Below are 18,067 nucleotides of genomic sequence, written 5' to 3' on the forward strand. Positions count from 1 at the left end.
AAGCAGTTAAGCCGCCTGCCCTGTTTGCAACAACGTGGTAAGTTGCTGTTGCATGCGTGCAAAATCCTGGTCCAGATCCATATTTTTACGGTTGGATGACATTGCCAGCAAAACTTCTTGCTGTGCTGGTTTGATTAGTAACCAGACACGGCGTTCCCTGATATAAAACATAGAAAAAATACCCAGTACCAGCATCACAGAGCCCAGATATACCCAATTCTGCCCCGGCGAACGCGTCAACTGGAAACCACTTGCCTGTTTAAGCGTGTAATCTTTTAACTGGAAATAATAAGGTGTGCCATAGAAAAACAGGTCGTTCATGGCATTTAAACTATCTTGAATAAATATCGCGGTCGCTTGATCTTGCGGCGCCGGCGCCAGATTTCGCTGCGCACGGCTGATCTGGTAAGCCTGCAATGCAGCCGTATTCAATAATTTTAAATAAGTTTGCGCAGCTTGTTCGCGCTGGTCTTTAGGTACTGCTTTCTCAATAATGTTAGAAAGCTCACTGTAGCCACCGCGTTTGAACGTCAGCAACAACTGCTGCAAGCTTTGCTCAAACTGCACTTTCAACTGCGCATTGCCACTAGGCATCTGCTTCGCCACCTGGCTGGCAATGTCGCGGATTGATTGCTCATTACGCATGGTCTGGCGCAAAGCCATAAAACCGGTGATTTCAAGTTCATCATCTGCTGGCACCCGCAAATACTTGAATTCATCCTGCACGGTTTCGCGCATACCGGAAACAAAATAGGCACGACCGTCCAGTTGCAATGGCTGCATGTAATTCACATACTCGCGAGCCTGGCCGCTGGCATTACGTAACTTCAAGGTGGTATTCGGCCCGACATTGTGTGGCTTGCCTTTACCATCTTTGGATAAATTCAGGATATTAAACTGGCGGAACTCGTTGAATTCCACACTCAGTTTATCCGCACCTTCTCCCAGTGACCCTTTTTGCAGGATCACGCCATCCACATCAAAACCATCCTGATTAGCTGCCGCCAGATTCCACAACTTGAATTTGAGTTGCGAACCGCCATCCTGGAAATCGGACTGATAAATGGCAATGCCTTTATGAATATATGGGTGATTGACTCGTACAGTCGCTTCAATCGGCTTGGTCAGCTCCGGGTCAGTAATGACAATATCGCTCTCAAACGATTTCGGCATGCCGGTTGGATAATGTTCAATGCGGAAATCTTTAAGTGCTACGATGAATGGCAAATCCTGCACCAGGTAACCATCACGTATGCGCACAAAAGCCACATTATCGCGCTCTCCTTCAGGCAAGGTCATGTTGGCACGAAACGACAGATTATTCACACCCAGCCGACTTTCTTCAGGTACTTTGCGCGAAGCGATATCCCGCGTTTCAATTTTCTTGAATCCTAATAGTTCCTGCACTTTTAAAGGCAAATTGCCATCCAGCAAACCACCAAAACAAATCACGACAATTGCGGTATGCGTAAAAATATAGCCCAGGCGCTGATGCGTACCCAAGCGTGCCGCCATCAGCACATCACCGTTATCCTGTTGTCTGGTTTTAAAGGTATAGCGCTCAGCGGATAAAAAATCACTCAGTCTTGATTGCGTATCTGCAACAGGTTGCGCAGCAGTTAAACTCGTCTGGTGGCTAAATAAGCGCAAGGATTTCTCGGTAGCATTTTCCTTATAGGCTTTCCACTCCTTGAGCATCACCGGTGTATTGCGGAAAACGCACAGCGTGGTCGAAATCACCAGAAACAATAAAATCAGCAAAAACCAGGCAGCATGGTAAACATCCAGCAGGCCCAGTAACTCAAACAGCTCAAACCAGAACTGGCCGAACTTGATGATGTAATTTTGATAAGGCTCGTTTTGCTTAAGAACAGTACCAATAATCGAAGCCACGCCGAGCAATGTCAGCAAGCTCACGGCAAAGCGCATGGAACTCATCAGTTCGTAAATACGCTGGGATAAAGGAACGGACGCTTTCAATATACTCTCTTCAGGTTTGGCTTAGATGATTAGCAGAGGGAAATTATGACGTACAACGTTGCACGCGCATGGGTGGACGACATTGACGATAAAAGGTTGCACAATTGCTTACGTTTTTGCAAAACTCGATCTGCCAGCATTTAGCAAAAAAGGTGGCCGTGGCCACCTTTATGCATCTTGCGCAGATTAACGCAGACCTTGAATGTAATCTGCCACAGCCTGCATTTCAGCATCACTCATTTTGGCAGCAATCGTCATCATCATCGGCGCATTGGCGCGCTCACCGGTACGGAAAGTGCGCAACTGCTGCACGGTGTAATCGGTATGCTGGCCTGCCAGGCGCGGGAACTGTTTAGGCAAACCGGCACCAGTCACACCATGGCAAGCCGCACAGGCCGGCACTTTATTCGCCGCGATACCGCCACGGTAAATTTTCTCACCCAGTGAGCCCTTACCGTTTTCTTTCGCTTTCGCCAGCTTGATGCTTTGATTGGAGAAGTATTTAGCAATGCCTTCCATGTCTTCCTGGCTCAAGGTACTCGCCATGCCAGACATCACTGCGTTAGCACGCGAGCCATCTTTAAAGTTAGACAATTGCTTGACTAAATACTCGGGATGCTGACCCGCCAGTTTCGGGTTGGTCGTAATCACGCTATTGCCGTCTGCGCCATGGCAGGCAGCGCACACATTTTGCACCACTTTATCCGGACTATTCACTTCAGGTGCGGCTTCGTTAGTAGCGGCTTCTTCCGCAAATGCAGGCTGAATAGCTATAGTCATACTAATCGCCAGCAGTGCACACAATCCTGCTTTAAAACTCTTCAACATAATTCAATGCCCCAACATTTTATTTGGCGCCATTTTATCAAACAAACCCTGTTCGTGATAGCATTCATGGCTGAATAGTCCATAAAACCTTGAGGCAACTCAACCCCACCATGCCAGTTTTCCAAAACGCCCGCTTTCACATCTCGGCACATCATTTACGTGACCTCCCGCCTGCAAGCGGCATTGAAGTTGCATTTGCGGGACGCTCGAACGCCGGAAAATCCAGCGCACTGAATACATTGGCTAACCATAATCGCCTTGCATTTGTCAGCAAACAACCTGGCCGTACACAATTAATAAACTTCTTCACGCTTGGTGATGACAAGCACCTGGTGGATTTACCTGGCTACGGCTATGCGAAAGTGCCGGAAGCCATGCGCACGCACTGGCAAAATGTACTTTCCCGTTACCTGAGCGAACGCAGAAGCCTTGCCGGTTTGGTATTGGTGATGGATAGCCGCCATCCACTGACGCCGCTGGATAAACAAATGCTGGACTGGTTTTGCCCGACCGGCAAACCGGTGCATGTGTTGCTGACCAAAAGTGACAAACTGTCACGCGGCGAATCAACCATCACCTTGAATAAAGTTCGCAAGGAACTTAAAGACACCTGGGGTGAAGAAATCAGCGTGCAATTATTTTCCAGCCTGAAAAAACAAGGTGTGGATGAAGCAGAAAAAGTGTTGGGAGAATGGTTTTCAACTGCTGAAACAGACCCCGCAGCAGAACAACCTTTACCAGATTAGAAGCTGCAGTTTCCAACATTTACCATGGCTGTTAACCAATACGTTTAAACACTAAATCCCATACACCATGGCCAAGTTTCAGGCCACGATTTTCAAACTTGGTTAGTGGTCTGTAGGCTGGTTTCTCAGCATAATCCACCGCCGTATTTTGCAATAGTGGTTCAGCTCGCAAAACTTCCAAGACCCATTCAGCATATTCTTGCCAGTCAGTGGCTACGTGAATGTAAGCGCCCGCTTTCAGTTTTGAACATAACAGCTGCACAAACTCAGCTTGTATCAAGCGGCGTTTGTGATGGCGTTTTTTGTGCCAAGGGTCAGGAAAGAATATATGCACGCCATCCAGTGAGGCATCAGCCAACATATTCTGTAAAACTTCTACCGCGTCGTGTTGCAGAATACGAATATTGGAAATATCGCCTTCCTGCATCAACTTAAGCAAACCACCCACGCCAGGCGTGTGCACTTCGACTGCCAGAAAATCACTGTCCGGCAAAGTCTGGGCAATTTTTGCAGTTGCATCACCCATCCCGAAACCGATTTCAAGGATTTTCGGGCTGTTGTCACGGCCAAAAGTTTTAGCCAGATCCAGGGATTGCTCGGCATATTCAATGCCGAATTGCGGCCAGGCAGTTTCCAGGGCGCGCTCTTGACCTTTGGTCAAGCGACCTTGGCGCAGGACGAAACTGCGGATGCGGCGTTGGTAAGGGGCTTCAGAGGATTCAGGTGTTTGATCGATTTCAGTCATGGGGCGCATTATACTTTAGAGCGTGAATTTCCTTAGCACTTGGGAGAATAGATGATTTCTTGTAGAGAATTAGTCTTAGGGTGGGGGATTAAGCGTTCTTTTTCGCCTCTAGGCGAAAGAAAATGCCGAAACACAGCACCAACCATCCAAAGAGTTACTGATTAGAACGTCACAGCAGATGCAAAAAAGCTAAACATGAACATTGTCTAAATTCCAGCCTCCGCCGCAATTTAAAGTATATTGAAGTGAGCAACAGCTTTCCCTACACGTAAGGTACTGAGTAGTTAAAAAGCATGCTCTGAGAACAGCAATCACAACTGATGCCGCTTATCCCCCTGCAAAAACCCCACCAACGGCAATTCCAACCCCTTACCCAATGCCAATACCTTAAACAACTCGCCCATCTCTGCCGGGGAGAGCAACTTCTGCACCGCCGCCACCGCAGGTAAATAACGCCCATTGTCTTCCGGCGATACTGCTTCCAGCATCTGCAAAATGCCACAGTTAATTAAAAACTGTGCCTGCGGGGTGTAGCCTGCACAACTCAAGCCATGCGCAAGTGCCGTTTCAGCCATGGCCGTAAAATTCACATGCGCAGTGATGTCTTGCAAACCGGGATAGATAAACGGATCATCATGCGCATAATGCTGGAAGTGGCACATGACTGTGCCCTGGCTGCGTTGCGGGTGATAATACTCGCGTGCTGCAAAACCGTAATCAATCTGCACAATCAACCCTCGCTGCAACATTGCCGCCAAACTGGCGATCAGGCCTTGCGCAGCCGGGCATACTTCGGTGACATAATCGTCTGGTAGCTGGCCGCTATCTATATGTTGAACTATCGACAAATCTTGTAGCGGGCGATCCTGCCAAATTAATCCTTGGTTATAAGTTACACCCCGTTCCAGCCACTGCCCACTTCTCCAGCACACAATATGCACCGGAATCGCATCCAGCACTTCATTGCCTAACACGACACCAGTCATTGTTTCCGGCAAAGTATCCAGCCACCGCACGCGGGAAAAAACCGCTTCAGGCAAGGATTGCTGCAAGTTTTGCTGCTGCCTCTCACGCAAGCTGGCGCTTACATCCAGGATGCAATAATGATCAGGCAATTGCCCAAGTGCATTCAACTGTTGCAATATGCCGATCGCCAGCTTGCCGGTCCCGGCGCCCAACTCTAAAACATCACCACCGGAATCACTCAGTACCTGGTTAATCTGGTTTGCCACAGCGCGAGCAAATAAAGGTGATATCTCGGGAGCGGTGACAAAGTCTCCTGCCCGGCCAAACTTGTTGGCGTCACCACTGTAGTAGCCAAGCTGCGGTGTATATAGAGCCATCTGCATATAATCCGCAAAGGTGATCCAGCCGCCTTGCTGATCTATCTGCTGCTGGATATGCGCGACGACGGCCTCGCTATGTTGTTGAGCACTAGCATCCAGTGCGGGCAATCTTGAAGAAATGGTTTGCGCAGTCATTCAACCATTATAATGTGAGCAGTCCAGAATAAAGAGTGTGCCGTGAATTCCAATCCTGCAGCCCAGCAATCATCCAAGGTAGTGTTAATCACTGGCGGAGCCAAACGTGTGGGTGCCGCGATTACGCGTGAACTTCACAGCCACGGCGCGAATATTCTGCTGCATTACAACACCAGTGCAGCGGAAGCGCTGGCCTTGCAAGTCGAGCTTAATGCAGTGCGCGCGGACAGTGTCATTATCCAGCAAAGTAACCTGCTTGAAACGGCTAACTTGCCGGCATTGATCGAAGCCACCCTGGAACACTTTGGCAAACTGGATGCACTGATTAACAATGCTTCCAGCTATTATCCGACTATCCTGGGCAGCATCCAGCCGGAACAGTGGGAAGACCTGATGGGCAGCAATCTTAAAGCACCATTATTCTTGAGCCAGGCCGCGGCTGATGCGCTGGAAACCAGTGAGGGCTGCATAGTCAATATTACCGATATGCATATTGAGCGCCCCAAAAAGAATTACCTTGTTTATAGCGCTGCCAAAGCGGGCTTGGTCAGTTTAACCAAATCCCTGGCGCAGGAACTTGCTCCAAAGGTAAGAGTCAACGCAGTCGCACCCGGGCCTGTGTTATGGCCGGATGATAATCAGGAGTTTGATGAGGCGTATCGCCAGCAAGTGGTTAACCAGACACTGCTGAAACGTACCGGCGAACCCTCAGATATTGCCAAGGCAGTGAAGTTTCTGATTTATGACGCGCCGTTTGTGACCGGCCATGTATTGGCAGTGGATGGCGGCCGCCACTTGAGTACTTGAGCAATCCACATAAAAGTTTGGCGAATCATTGGCTAAATCTTTTAAAAATGATTGTCTGCCTGTTGATTTGAAATTAAATGATTCAGCCAGTCATGGGAGATTTAAATCAACCAGATTAATCAAAGACTTAGCGTGACTTTACATCGCTATCCGCTATAATGCGCGCCTATGAAGATCAAACACTACCCTGAGGGCGTTAGCCAAAACTTTCTAAAACTGCGCAATCAGTTGATCAGCGCCACCGGTAAAGCCATTGGCGATTACAACATGATTGAAGATGGTGACACTGTGCTAGTTTGCATGAGCGGCGGCAAGGATAGCCATGCCATGCTGATGATTTTGCTGGCCTTGCAAGAGCGTGCGCCTATTAATTTCAAACTGATTGCGATGAACCTGGACCAGAAACAGCCAGGTTTCCCGGCGGACATTTTACCGGCCTACTTTGAAAAACTGGGTGTGGATTTCCGTATTGTCGAGGCGGACACTTACTCTATTGTCAAAGAGAAAATCCCCGAGGGTAAAACCACTTGCAGCCTGTGTTCACGCTTGCGTCGCGGCATTATCTATACCACTGCACAGCAATTGGGTGCAACCAAAATTGCGCTGGGGCACCACAGGGATGACATTGTGCAGACCTTGTTTCTGAATATGTTTTATGGCGCAAAAATGAAGGCAATGCCGCCAAAACTCGCGACCAACCGTGGCGAATTTATGGTGATCCGTCCGCTGGCATATTGTGCGGAAAAAGATATTGCAGCCTATGCCCGCGGCATGCAGTTTCCTATCATTCCGTGCGACTTGTGCGGTAGCCAGGAAAACCTGCAACGGCAAAAAATCAAGGATATGCTGAACAACTGGGAACGCGAGCAGCCAGGACGCATCAACAATATTTTCCGCGCGATTGGCAACGTAGAGCCTTCGCATCTGGCCGACTTTGATTTGTATGACTTCAAGCATTTAAGCCAGTTCAAAGAAGAAGATGAAGACCCGATGTTTGATCATCAAAAGTTTGAACAGGAAAAGTTTGCGGCCAGTGAGATGGCACTGACTATTGCAACCCAGGATGACAAACGCATTGAATTTGCGCGTAAACCTTTCCCTGTTTCAGTCACGGCTGAAGAATAAGCACATTACATGCCGGGAAGTTTTAAAAAATATGGACTTTCCACAAGGATAGGTTGTCTATTCGCTGGAACGCTTGCTATTATCTAGCCAACTCTTATGTACACCACCTAATGTCAAAACTGCTTATCGTTGAATCCCCGTCAAAAGCCAAGACACTCGAGAAATATCTGGGTAGCGAATTTAAGGTATTGGCTTCGTACGGGCATGTGCGCGACCTGATCCCGAAAAACGGGGCTGTGGATCCCACACAGCAATTTGCGATGAAGTACGACATCATTGATCGCAACAGCAAACATGTGGACGCGATTGCCAAAGCAGTTAAAAATGCAGACAGCATTTACCTGGCGACCGACCCGGACCGCGAAGGGGAGGCCATTTCCTGGCATATTGCCGAGATCCTGGCGGAAAAAAACCTGACCAAGAACAAGCTGGTCAAACGGGTCGAATTTAACGAGATCACACAAACGGCGGTGAAACACGCGATTGATCATCCGCGTGACATCTCGATGGATCTGGTCAATGCACAGCAGGCGCGCCGTGCGCTGGATTACCTGGTTGGCTTTAATTTATCGCCATTACTTTGGAAAAAAATCCGCCGCGGCTTGTCTGCCGGCCGCGTACAAAGCCCGGCGTTGAGACTGATTGTAGAACGCGAACTGCAAATCGAAGCGTTTACCAGCCAGGAATACTGGAGCATTCATATGAGTGCGCTCAAGCATGCGCACGGATTTGATGCCAAGCTGGTGCAACTGAATGGCCAGAAAGTTGAACAATTCACAATCACCCAGCATGACCAGCAGGCAGATATTGTCGGCAAGCTTTTACTGGCCTCCGCTGGCAAAACCACTGTTACCCGCGTTGAGAAGAAACAGCGTAGCCGTAGCCCTGCTGCCCCGTTTACTACTTCAACCCTGCAACAGGAAGCAGTCCGTAAGTTAGGCTTTACTACCAGTCGCGCCATGCGTGTAGCCCAGCAGCTCTATGAAGGTATGGATGTGGGTAGCGGCACAGTTGGTTTGATTACCTATATGCGTACCGACTCTTTCAGCCTGGCGGCTGAAGCGGTGATACAAATTCGTGAGTATGTGAAAAAGAATTTTGATGCAGACTATCTGCCAAAATCCCCAATCATGTACAAAACCAAGGCTAAGAATGCACAAGAGGCGCATGAGGCGATTCGTCCGACTGACATTACCCGCAGCCCCGCCAGTGTGCGTCAGTACCTGAATGACGAACAATTCAAATTGTATGAAATGATCTGGAAACGTACGCTGGCGTGCCAGATGACCCAGGCAAAATATGATGCCGTCAGCGTTGACCTGGCTGTTGGCAGCGATGCGACACTATTCCGCGCCAGTGGCCAGACCCTGATCTTCCCGGGCTTTATTGCCGTATATATGGAAGGCAAGGATGACGACAAGGATGATGAAGATGCAGAGGCAAAATTGCCGCATCTGGAAACCGGTGAAGTGCTGACCGTAGAAAAAATCTTTGGTGAACAACACTTTACCGAACCACCACCACGCTATTCAGAAGCCAGCCTGGTGAAAGCACTGGAAGAATACGGCATCGGCCGCCCTTCCACCTACGCCAGCATCATCTCGACCTTGCAAGACCGCGAGTACGTGATCCTGGATAAAAAGCGCTTTACGCCAACTGATGTCGGTCGCGTGGTCAACAAGTTCCTGACTGAACACTTCACCCAATACGTTGATTACGATTTCACGGCCAAACTGGAAAACGAGCTGGATGAAATCGCTGAAGGTAACCTGGACTGGATACCGGTCATGGATAAATTCTGGCAAGGGTTTAACCAGCAGATTCTGGGCAAGGCGGATGTTGAACGTCCTGGTAACGAGTTAATCGACGAACTATGTCCAAAATGCGGCCGCCAGTTGCAAAAACAACTCAGCCGCTATGGCAGTTTTATTGGCTGTACTGGCTACAACGCCACGCCAAAATGTGATTACAAACGCAGTATTGATGGCGAAGCCAATACTGCCAGCGAACCGGTAGTCATCGGTCAGGATGCTGAAACCAGCAAAGATATTTACCTGATGAATGGTCCATATGGCCCTTATCTGCAAGTAGGCTTGCCAGTTGAGGGCGAGAAGAAAAAACCTAAACGCGTGAGCATTCCGAAAGAGATTCCGCTGAGTCAGGTGAATATCGATACGGCAACCATGCTATTAAGCCTGCCGCGTGACCTTGGTACCCATCCGGAAACTGGCAAGAAAATCATTGCTAATATTGGTCGTTTTGGCCCGTATGTGAATCACGATGGCAAGTTCAAATCCATCCCCAAGAGCGAAAGCGTTTTTGGCATCAACCTTGAAGGCGCAGTTGCACTATTGGCTGCGGCCAGTGGGCCGGCGGTATTGGCAGATTTAGGTGCCCATCCTTCCGGCGAAGGCAGGGTAGAAGTATTTTCTGGCCGTTTTGGCCCTTATGTACAACACAATGGCATACGCGCAACTTTGCCGAAAAGCGTGACGCCGGAAGAGCTGACCATAGAACAAGCGTTGGAATTACTGACGGAGAAAGCTGCCAAGGGCGGTGGCAAAACGACGGGCAGAAAAACATCGGCCAAAAAAGCACCGGCAGCGAAAACATCAGCTGCAAAAGTGCCAGCTAAAAAAGCCGCTACAAAAGCGACTACTACCAAACCCGCAGCCAAGCGAACGAAGAAAACAGCGGAATAGTACAAAAAAGAAACTGTGAAACATTAAAAAAAGGAGCCTAGGCTCCTTTTTTATTTGGTGGGAATCGCCCATAAATGGTCTACATTACCCAGCCCCCAAGTCTCCGCAGATTCGTTCCCTACAATCTCATCCATGCCTTTGGACAAATCCAGTTCCATCACGGGAATATAGAGTTTGGACTTGGTGGAGAAAAAGGCTTTCACCACCGGTTTCAACAGGCTGGCAGGTGCCTGGCTTACGACGACAGCCAAAAGCCCGGATTTCAGGATCACCACTGTACCAATCGGATAAATACCCAGGCTTTTGACAAACGCTTTTAAGATATCCATACCAAAGTGCCCTTGCCAGTTGGCCATCCGCTTGAGCGCGATACCCGGCTCCCACGCCGGTTTATAAGGGCGGGTTGAGGTCACGGCATCATACACATCGCACACTGCCCCCATCTTAGCAAACAGACCGATTTGATCCGAAACAAGTTTTTCGGGATATCCGCTGCCATCCATCTTTTCATGATGGTGCAGGCAAACTTCCAGTGTCGCCGGATCAGTAATATCGGCTTTTATCAACATATCATGGCCCAGTTTTGGGTGATGGCGCACCACCTCAAATTCTTGCTCGGTCAACGCACCAGGTTTATTCAGAATCTCCAGAGGAATGCCGGCCTTGCCAACATCATGCATCAAACCCGCCAGGCCAGCTTGCTTCACCTCAGTTTCAGACAACTCTAGCGCTCGCGCCAGGGCCGTCATCAGCGCACAGACCGCGATAGAATGCATATAGGTACAGTCATCGATTGTTTTCAGGCGCACCAAACTGACGAGGGCGTGCATGTTGCGAGTAACCGATGCCGAAATTTCCTCAACGATAGGCAGCACGGTCTTGACCTGAATCGCTTTCCCCATACGTAGGTCGGAGAACATGGATTCAATTTCGTGTCGCGAAGACGCGATAATTTTGGCGGCCTGAGACTGTTCTTCATCCACCGTCACCTGCTTAAACTTTTTGGCTGATACACGCCGCTCAGCAGCTTCATTTTTACTTTTATCGCATACAGGTTCGGCTTCTGAAGGTGATGGTGGCAACACATCCAAACCCTGGCTGAGATCAATCACGACTTCGCAAACCAGGCTTTCCTGGAGCTTTTGCAGATCATCCGGGTCATTGAGGACAAAATGCCTGCGCCAGAAAGGATGATTTATCCACGCACCTTTAAGTTCATGGATGTACATCCCTAATCGCACATCTTTAACTAAAACAGTTTTTAGCATAAGCCAATCAATCTCTCTTGATTGCTTATATCTTAACGACTATTAATGCCTGAAAATTGGGAAGAAAGAGGGCTAAAAGTGATCTGGAAAATTATTTTTACACGAATGTTTTTTATAGCAATTATTGATTCCAGCTTGACCACAGGCTGAGGAATTAACTTTTGTCAGCAGCCTAGCTGTAAATGATAAGAAGGAAATTAGAAAATTTGGAAGGGCTCAAATAAAAGTGCTTTTGTTTAATGCGTAGCCCACAGATGCTCGATATTACCAATACCCCAGCTCACTGCAGATTCATTGCTGACAATTTCATCCGCCCCTGGCCTGGCTAAATCAATTTCCTCAACCGGTATATGCACCAGCGACTTGGTAGAGAAAAATGCTTTCACGACCGGCGTTAGCAAACTTTCAGGCGATTGGCGTACCACTACTGCAAGACGGCCAGATTTAAGCATGACGACAGTGCCTATCGGGTAAATACCCATGCTTTTAACGAAAGCTTCGAGTAGCACCGGGTCGAAGTGACCAGTCCATGAAGCCATGCGTTTAAGGGCAATGCCTGGCTCCCATCCGGGTTTGTAGGCACGTGCCGAAGTGATGGCATCATACACATCGCAGATCGCACCCATCCTGGCATACATGCTGATATTTTCGCCCGATAAATGGCCTGGATAACCGCTGCCATCCATCTTTTCATGGTGATGCAGACAGACGTCCAGCGTGACAGGGTCAGTTATGTTCGCTTTCAGCAGCATGTCATAGCCATTTTGTGGATGCTGACGAATGACATCAAACTCGTTATCGGTTAATGAACCTGGTTTGTTCAGAATCTGTAATGGCACTTCGGCTTTACCCATATCATGCATCAGCCCCGCCAACCCTGCCTGCTTGACTTCGATGTCTGACAATTTGAGTTCTTTGGCCAGATTAGTCATTAAGGCACTCACTGCAATTGAGTGCATATAGGTGTAATCGTCTGCCGTTTTCAAACGTACCAGGCTGATTAAAGCATGCGTATTGCGGGTGACCGAGGCTGATATCTCCTCTACCAGCGGCATGACATTTTCTGGCTCTATCACTTTGCCCATGCGTAAATCTTTAAACATGGACATGATTTCACGGCGTGAAGCCTGAATGATTTTGGCCGCCTTGCGATGTTCTGAATCCAAAGGTGCCTGTTTGACCTGCTTCAGCTCTTCTTCAACAGCCTGGCTCTCCAGTTCAAGCAGGGCCAGTTCTTTATCTGTCAATGGAGGCGCAAGCACTTCGGGCTCAGGCAACACATCCAGTCCGCGCTTGGTATCAATCACAACCTGCTTCAGCGCGCTGCCCTTGAGTTTGAGCAGATCCATTTCATCTTTGAGCACAAACTTGGTACGCCAGAAAGGGTGATCCATCCATGGACCTTTCAGTTCATGGATATACATCCCGATTCTTACCTGGTTGACGGCGATTGTTTTTAACATACTGCCCGCTGTTGTTTTACTCTTTTTACTTAATACTCATCATCTTACGCTTGATATCGACAGGAAATCGAAAAAAAAGAGGGCTAAAAGCCCTCTTTAAAATTACTTTTTGTATCAATGCTTTATTGGCAATATTACAATCCGGCAGCCGCGCGCAATTGGGCCGCTTTATCAGTGGCTTCCCAGGTGAATTCCGGCTCATCACGGCCAAAGTGGCCATAAGCAGCGGTTTTGCTGTAAATCGGGCGCAACAGATCCAGCATTTTCACAATGCCTTTTGGACGCAAATCGAAATGCTCACGCACCAATTGCGTCAATTTTTCATCCGCAATTTTGCCGGTGCCGTAGGTTTCCACCATGATGGAAGTCGGTTGTGCCACACCAATGGCGTAGCTGACCTGTACCAGGCATTTGTCTGCAAGGCCAGCCGCCACGATATTTTTGGCTACATAACGGCCCGCATACGCTGCTGAACGGTCTACCTTGGAAGGATCTTTACCGGAGAAAGCACCACCGCCGTGAGGCGCTGCGCCGCCGTAAGTATCTACGATAATTTTACGGCCAGTCAGGCCGCAATCACCTTGTGGGCCACCGATGACAAAACGGCCAGTCGGGTTGACCAGGAATTTAATCTCGCCTTTGATCAGTTCAGCAGGTAATGTTGGCTTGATGATTTCTTCAATCACCGCTTCACGGATGGCTTCCAGTGACATCTCGGGAGCGTGTTGGGTAGACACCAGCACGGTATCAATCTTGTGCGGCTTGCCATCTACATATTGAATGGTCACTTGTGATTTGGCATCCGGACGCAACCATGGCAAACGGCCATCTTTACGTAATTGCGACTGGCGCTCCATCACACGATGGCTTAGCCAGATTGGCAATGGCATCAGTTGTGGCGTTTCATTCACCGCATAACCAAACATCAGGCCCTGGTCGCCTGCACCCTGATCCAACGGATCATCATTTGCATTGTCCACGCCCTGGGCAATGTCAGGAGATTGTTTATCGTAAGCTACCAGTACTGCACAACCCTTATAGTCGATACCGTAATCGGTATTGTCATAGCCGATACGCTTCACCGCATCGCGCGCGACTTTAATGTAATCGACATTGGCGCTGGTGGTGATTTCGCCTGCGAGGACGATCAGGCCGGTATTAGCCAGTGTTTCAGCAGCTACGCGGGCAGTGGGGTCTTGTTCAAGAATTGCATCCAGAATGCTATCGGAAACCTGATCAGCTAATTTATCGGGATGGCCTTCGGAAACGGATTCCGAAGTAAAAAGATATTCACTCATTGTTTGACGCCTTGAAAAGTAAAAGTGGTTGATCAATGACACCGACTAAAGGCTGAAGCCGGCATCTAAAAGGAAGAAAGATTCTACCCGAGTTTGCCTGGTTAACGGAATAAATGTTGCCTGCAAGCTGCCACAGCACGGGTTGTTGGAGTATCATTTCAAGCCATGAAACTCAGATTCACCAAAATGCAGGGTGCAGGTAATGACTTTGTGGTCATTGATGCGACTCAAACGCCCGTCCATTTATCACATACGCAAATCCAGCAGATTGCGAACCGCTTTTTCGGTGTTGGTTGTGACCAGCTATTAATGGTCGAAACTACCGCTACGCCTGGCATAGATTTCCGCTACCGTATTTTTAATGCTGACGGTAGCGAAGTCGAGCAATGCGGCAATGGCGCCCGTTGTTTTGTCCGTTTTGTAGTGGACAAAGGCCTGACCGACAAACGTGAAATTAAAGTGGAAACCGCGAGCGGCATCCTGACCCTGACCTTGCAGGAAGATGGCCAGGTCACCGTGAATATGGGCGCACCAAGATTTTCTCCGGCACAAATTCCGTTTGAGGCAGATGCAGAGGCGACTGCTTACGAGTTACCATTAGATGAAGACACAGTCACTATCAGCGCTGTCTCCATGGGCAATCCGCACGCGGTGATGCTGGTGGATAATGTGCATACTGCGGAAGTGGCACTGCTAGGCCCACAGATAGAATCTCACCCGCGCTTTCCGCAACGCGTGAATGCCGGCTTTATGCAGGTATTAAACGAACATGAAATCAACTTGCGCGTTTACGAACGTGGCAGCGGTGAAACCCTCGCTTGCGGCACCGGTGCTTGTGCCGCGGCAGTCAGCGGGATCCAGTTGGGCACCTTGCAAAGCCCGGTGAAAGTGCACACCCGTGGCGGCATACTGACCATTAAATGGGATGGCGGCCAGAGCCCGGTCATGATGACAGGTCCGGCAGATATCGTTTTTGAAGGCGAAATTGAAATTTAAGAAATGACAGAAACATAATGGAAGACAGCATTAACGAAAACGATATTAAACTCTATCTCAAGGCGCACCCCGACTTTTTCGAAAGTCATGCGCATCTGCTGGCCGAGCTGTTTTTACCAAGCCCGCATGGCAAAGGCACTATTTCACTGGCTGAACGCCAGCAAATTGCCCAACGCGACAAAATCCGGGTTTTGGAGTCACGCTTTACTGAGCTGATCCTGACCGCTGAAGAAAATGAAGCCACCGCCAATAAGGTGCATGAATTAACCCTGGGCTTATTGTTTGCAAAAGATGTTCCGGCACTGCATGCACATCTGGTGGAGTTTCTTGCTACCCACTTTCAGTTGCCGAATGCACGATTACGGCTTTGGGAGAACGAAAGCCATACCGCGGATGATATTTTCATCACCGCTGAAGATTCACTGAAAAACTGGGCCAAGGATTTGAGCCAGCCCTACTGCGGCACCCTGCCCACCATGGACATCGCAGGCTGGTTTACCGAATCTCCGGCCTCACTGGCAGTGATTCCCATGCGCTATCAAGACGTCACTTTTGGCCTGCTGGCGATTCCTAGTGAACAGCGCAGCCGTTTTTATGCCGGCATGGGTACCTTATTTTTAAACCGGATCGGGGAGCTGGTCAGCGCCTCGCTTGCCAGATACATCATATGAAAGCCCCCGCTGAGGTTTCCGCCAAGAGGCATATTCTTGCGGCAATTGTCAGCGTAGAGCCAATATTGCCGCGCATGCAAATAATTGCGTTGCGCGGTACCTGCAGTTCTCACATCCCTGCTTTTAATCCTCCGCGCTTCTGGCGTATCCGCAAGCTGTGCCCCATGTTCACTGCACTTTTTGCGGCCAGCTTATGCTGGCCGGCACCAGGGTTCTATCATGCATGAACTGCTCGATGACTATCTGGACTTCCTCCATTTTGAGCGCGGCTTAAGTGAGAATACCCGCAATAATTATCAACGCGATATTGCCCTGCTAATGAAGCAACATGCGCAAGACCTGAAAACACTCACCCCGCAACTCATACGCCGCAATATTGCCAGTCTGCACAGTCAAGGGTTAAGTGGCCGCAGCATCGCCCGCATCCTCTCCAGCTGGCGTGGATTTTTCCATTACCTGGTTCTGCATCATCAATTTCCGGCCAATCCTGTGATCGGTTTACGTGCACCCAAATCACCGAAAACATTGCCACATGCACTCTCTATCGAACAGACCAGCAAGCTGGTCGAACTGGAAGGTGATAGCCCGATTGTAGTACGCGACCGTGCCATGCTGGAGCTGTTCTATTCTTCAGGCTTACGTTTAAGCGAAGTGGTCGGGCTAGACATCGAGCGGCTGGATTTACAGGAAGGTGTGGTTACCGTCATTGGTAAAGGCAATAAAACCCGTATGGTGCCACTCGGTAGCAAAGCCATATCAGCCCTGCATGCATGGCTGAGTGTGCGCCCACTTTGGCTAAGTAAAAGACCTTCCGAAACCGCGGTCTTTATCAGTCAGCAAGGTCGCCGTATTCATGGCCGCACGATAGAAATGCGGGTCAAAGATTGGGCGATCAAACAAGGTTTGCACAACCACGTGCACCCGCACATGCTGCGCCACAGTTTCGCCAGCCATGTGTTGCAAAGCAGCGGCGATTTACGTGCTGTGCAGGAAATGCTGGGCCATGCCAATATCAGCACCACGCAGGTGTATACCCATCTTGACTTCCAGCATCTGAGCAAAACTTATGATGCTGCGCACCCGCGTGCGCGCAAGAAATAAGCCGTTCAACCGTCTGCATATGGCAATGCAAGGTTTTGCTGGACCTTAAACTATGGCAAAATACTTCGAAATCGGTAAACCTTTTCCTGTCACGTGGTTCTAAACATCACCTGAAGGTCATTACTTTAAAAAAACCAGCGTTTCAATAATGCAATTTCAATAAAGATTTTTTTCAAGACCGCTTAATTCAACACACCATAAAAAAGGAAATACCATGGAACATACCTTACCACCACTACCATTTGCTAAAGATGCATTGGCGCCACACATGTCTGAAGAAACCTTTGAATATCACTATGGCAAGCACCACCAGGCTTATGTGACTAACTTGAACAACCTGATCAAAGGCACTGAGTTTGAAAACCTGAGCCTGGAAGACATCATCAAGAAATCTTCCGGCGGCATTTATAACAACTCCGCACAAATCTGGAACCATACTTTTTTCTGGAACTGCCTCACACCAAACGGTGGCGGTGAACCAACAGGCGCTTTGGCAGATGCCATTAAAGCCAAATGGGGTTCTTATGAAGAATTCAAAAAAGCATTCCAGACATCTGCTGTGGGTAACTTCGGTTCCGGCTGGACCTGGTTAGTGAAAAAGGCGGATGGTTCAGTGGATATCGTTAATATGGGTGCTGCTGGCACACCGCTGACCACAGGCGACAAAGCATTGCTGACTATCGACGTTTGGGAACATGCTTACTATATCGATCACCGTAATGCGCGTCCAAAATTTGTAGAGACTTTCCTGGCAAACCTGGTTAACTGGGAATTTGCAGCTAAAAACTTTGCCGCATAATCGCTAAGCAACTCAGCCTTAAAAGCCTCTAAATTTTTTAGAGGCTTTTTTGTTAAG

General features: G+C 48.9%; 15 protein-coding genes. 8 read left to right on the plus strand and 7 right to left on the minus strand.

What is annotated here, in order from left to right; all coding sequences use genetic code 11:
• Positions 1-6: 6 nt before the first annotated feature.
• A complete protein-coding gene (locus tag ASG34_RS10000; protein WP_055830867.1) occupies positions 7-1,929 on the minus strand; it encodes a cytochrome c biogenesis protein ResB in 1,923 nt (640 codons plus the stop codon).
• A 237-nt stretch (positions 1,930-2,166) separates the two neighbouring features.
• Entirely contained in the window at positions 2,167-2,760 is a 594-nt protein-coding gene (locus ASG34_RS10005; RefSeq protein ID WP_327037586.1) for a c-type cytochrome, read from the minus strand.
• Between the two features lie 158 nt (positions 2,761-2,918).
• On the opposite strand from ASG34_RS10005, the gene yihA reads away from it, so the two are divergent.
• The gene (gene yihA, locus ASG34_RS10010) at positions 2,919-3,554 is read left to right on the plus strand and encodes a ribosome biogenesis GTP-binding protein YihA/YsxC (protein ID WP_055830110.1); all 636 of its coding nucleotides are present in this window, start codon (positions 2,919-2,921) and stop codon (positions 3,552-3,554) included.
• Between the two features lie 31 nt (positions 3,555-3,585).
• On the opposite strand, the gene trmB is transcribed toward yihA, so the two are convergent.
• Together trmB and ASG34_RS10020 are read right to left on the minus strand one after the other, a co-directional pair.
• Positions 3,586-4,299, minus strand: a complete 714-nt coding sequence (gene trmB, locus ASG34_RS10015; RefSeq protein ID WP_082504870.1) for a tRNA (guanosine(46)-N7)-methyltransferase TrmB — start codon at positions 4,297-4,299, stop codon at positions 3,586-3,588.
• A 311-nt stretch (positions 4,300-4,610) separates the two neighbouring features.
• Positions 4,611-5,780, minus strand: a complete 1,170-nt coding sequence (locus tag ASG34_RS10020) for a class I SAM-dependent methyltransferase (RefSeq protein ID WP_055830113.1) — start codon at positions 5,778-5,780, stop codon at positions 4,611-4,613.
• A 42-nt stretch (positions 5,781-5,822) separates the two neighbouring features.
• Between ASG34_RS10020 and ASG34_RS10025 the strand changes: the two genes are divergently transcribed.
• The 3 genes from ASG34_RS10025 to topA all read left to right on the plus strand — a co-directional run bounded on the left by ASG34_RS10025 (position 5,823) and on the right by topA (position 10,414).
• Entirely contained in the window at positions 5,823-6,587 is a 765-nt protein-coding gene (locus ASG34_RS10025; protein ID WP_082504871.1) for a pteridine reductase, read from the plus strand.
• A 168-nt stretch (positions 6,588-6,755) separates the two neighbouring features.
• The gene (gene ttcA / locus ASG34_RS10030) at positions 6,756-7,712 is read left to right on the plus strand and encodes a tRNA 2-thiocytidine(32) synthetase TtcA (RefSeq protein ID WP_055830115.1); all 957 of its coding nucleotides are present in this window, start codon (positions 6,756-6,758) and stop codon (positions 7,710-7,712) included.
• Positions 7,713-7,822: 110 nt separating this feature from the next.
• Entirely contained in the window at positions 7,823-10,414 is a 2,592-nt protein-coding gene (gene topA / locus ASG34_RS10035; protein ID WP_055830118.1) for a type I DNA topoisomerase, read from the plus strand.
• Positions 10,415-10,464: 50 nt separating this feature from the next.
• On the opposite strand, the gene ASG34_RS10040 is transcribed toward topA, so the two are convergent.
• The 3 genes from ASG34_RS10040 to metK form a co-directional block, all read right to left on the minus strand.
• Positions 10,465-11,682, minus strand: coding sequence for an HD-GYP domain-containing protein (locus ASG34_RS10040; protein WP_055830119.1), 1,218 nt, complete (start codon positions 11,680-11,682; stop codon positions 10,465-10,467).
• 236 nt (positions 11,683-11,918) lie between these two features.
• Positions 11,919-13,145 (minus strand): HD-GYP domain-containing protein, encoded by a 1,227-nt coding sequence (locus tag ASG34_RS10045; RefSeq protein WP_055830121.1) that lies wholly within the window; start codon positions 13,143-13,145, stop codon positions 11,919-11,921.
• Positions 13,146-13,279: 134 nt separating this feature from the next.
• Positions 13,280-14,443: a methionine adenosyltransferase gene (gene metK, locus ASG34_RS10050; protein WP_055830123.1), complete on the minus strand. Its 1,164-nt coding sequence runs from the start codon at positions 14,441-14,443 to the stop codon at positions 13,280-13,282.
• 165 nt (positions 14,444-14,608) lie between these two features.
• Between metK and dapF the strand changes: the two genes are divergently transcribed.
• The 4 genes from dapF to ASG34_RS10075 all read left to right on the plus strand — a co-directional run bounded on the left by dapF (position 14,609) and on the right by ASG34_RS10075 (position 18,010).
• Positions 14,609-15,439: a diaminopimelate epimerase gene (gene dapF / locus ASG34_RS10055; protein WP_055830126.1), complete on the plus strand. Its 831-nt coding sequence runs from the start codon at positions 14,609-14,611 to the stop codon at positions 15,437-15,439.
• Between the two features lie 17 nt (positions 15,440-15,456).
• Positions 15,457-16,110: a DUF484 family protein gene (locus ASG34_RS10060; protein WP_055830128.1), complete on the plus strand. Its 654-nt coding sequence runs from the start codon at positions 15,457-15,459 to the stop codon at positions 16,108-16,110.
• A 219-nt stretch (positions 16,111-16,329) separates the two neighbouring features.
• A complete protein-coding gene (xerC, locus tag ASG34_RS10070; protein ID WP_055830132.1) occupies positions 16,330-17,211 on the plus strand; it encodes a tyrosine recombinase XerC in 882 nt (293 codons plus the stop codon).
• A 214-nt stretch (positions 17,212-17,425) separates the two neighbouring features.
• Positions 17,426-18,010 (plus strand): superoxide dismutase, encoded by a 585-nt coding sequence (locus tag ASG34_RS10075; RefSeq protein WP_055830133.1) that lies wholly within the window; start codon positions 17,426-17,428, stop codon positions 18,008-18,010.
• Positions 18,011-18,067: the final 57 nt, after the last annotated feature.

The organism is Methylophilus sp. Leaf416, assembly GCF_001424665.1.
In the GTDB taxonomy this organism is placed as follows: domain Bacteria; phylum Pseudomonadota; class Gammaproteobacteria; order Burkholderiales; family Methylophilaceae; genus Methylophilus.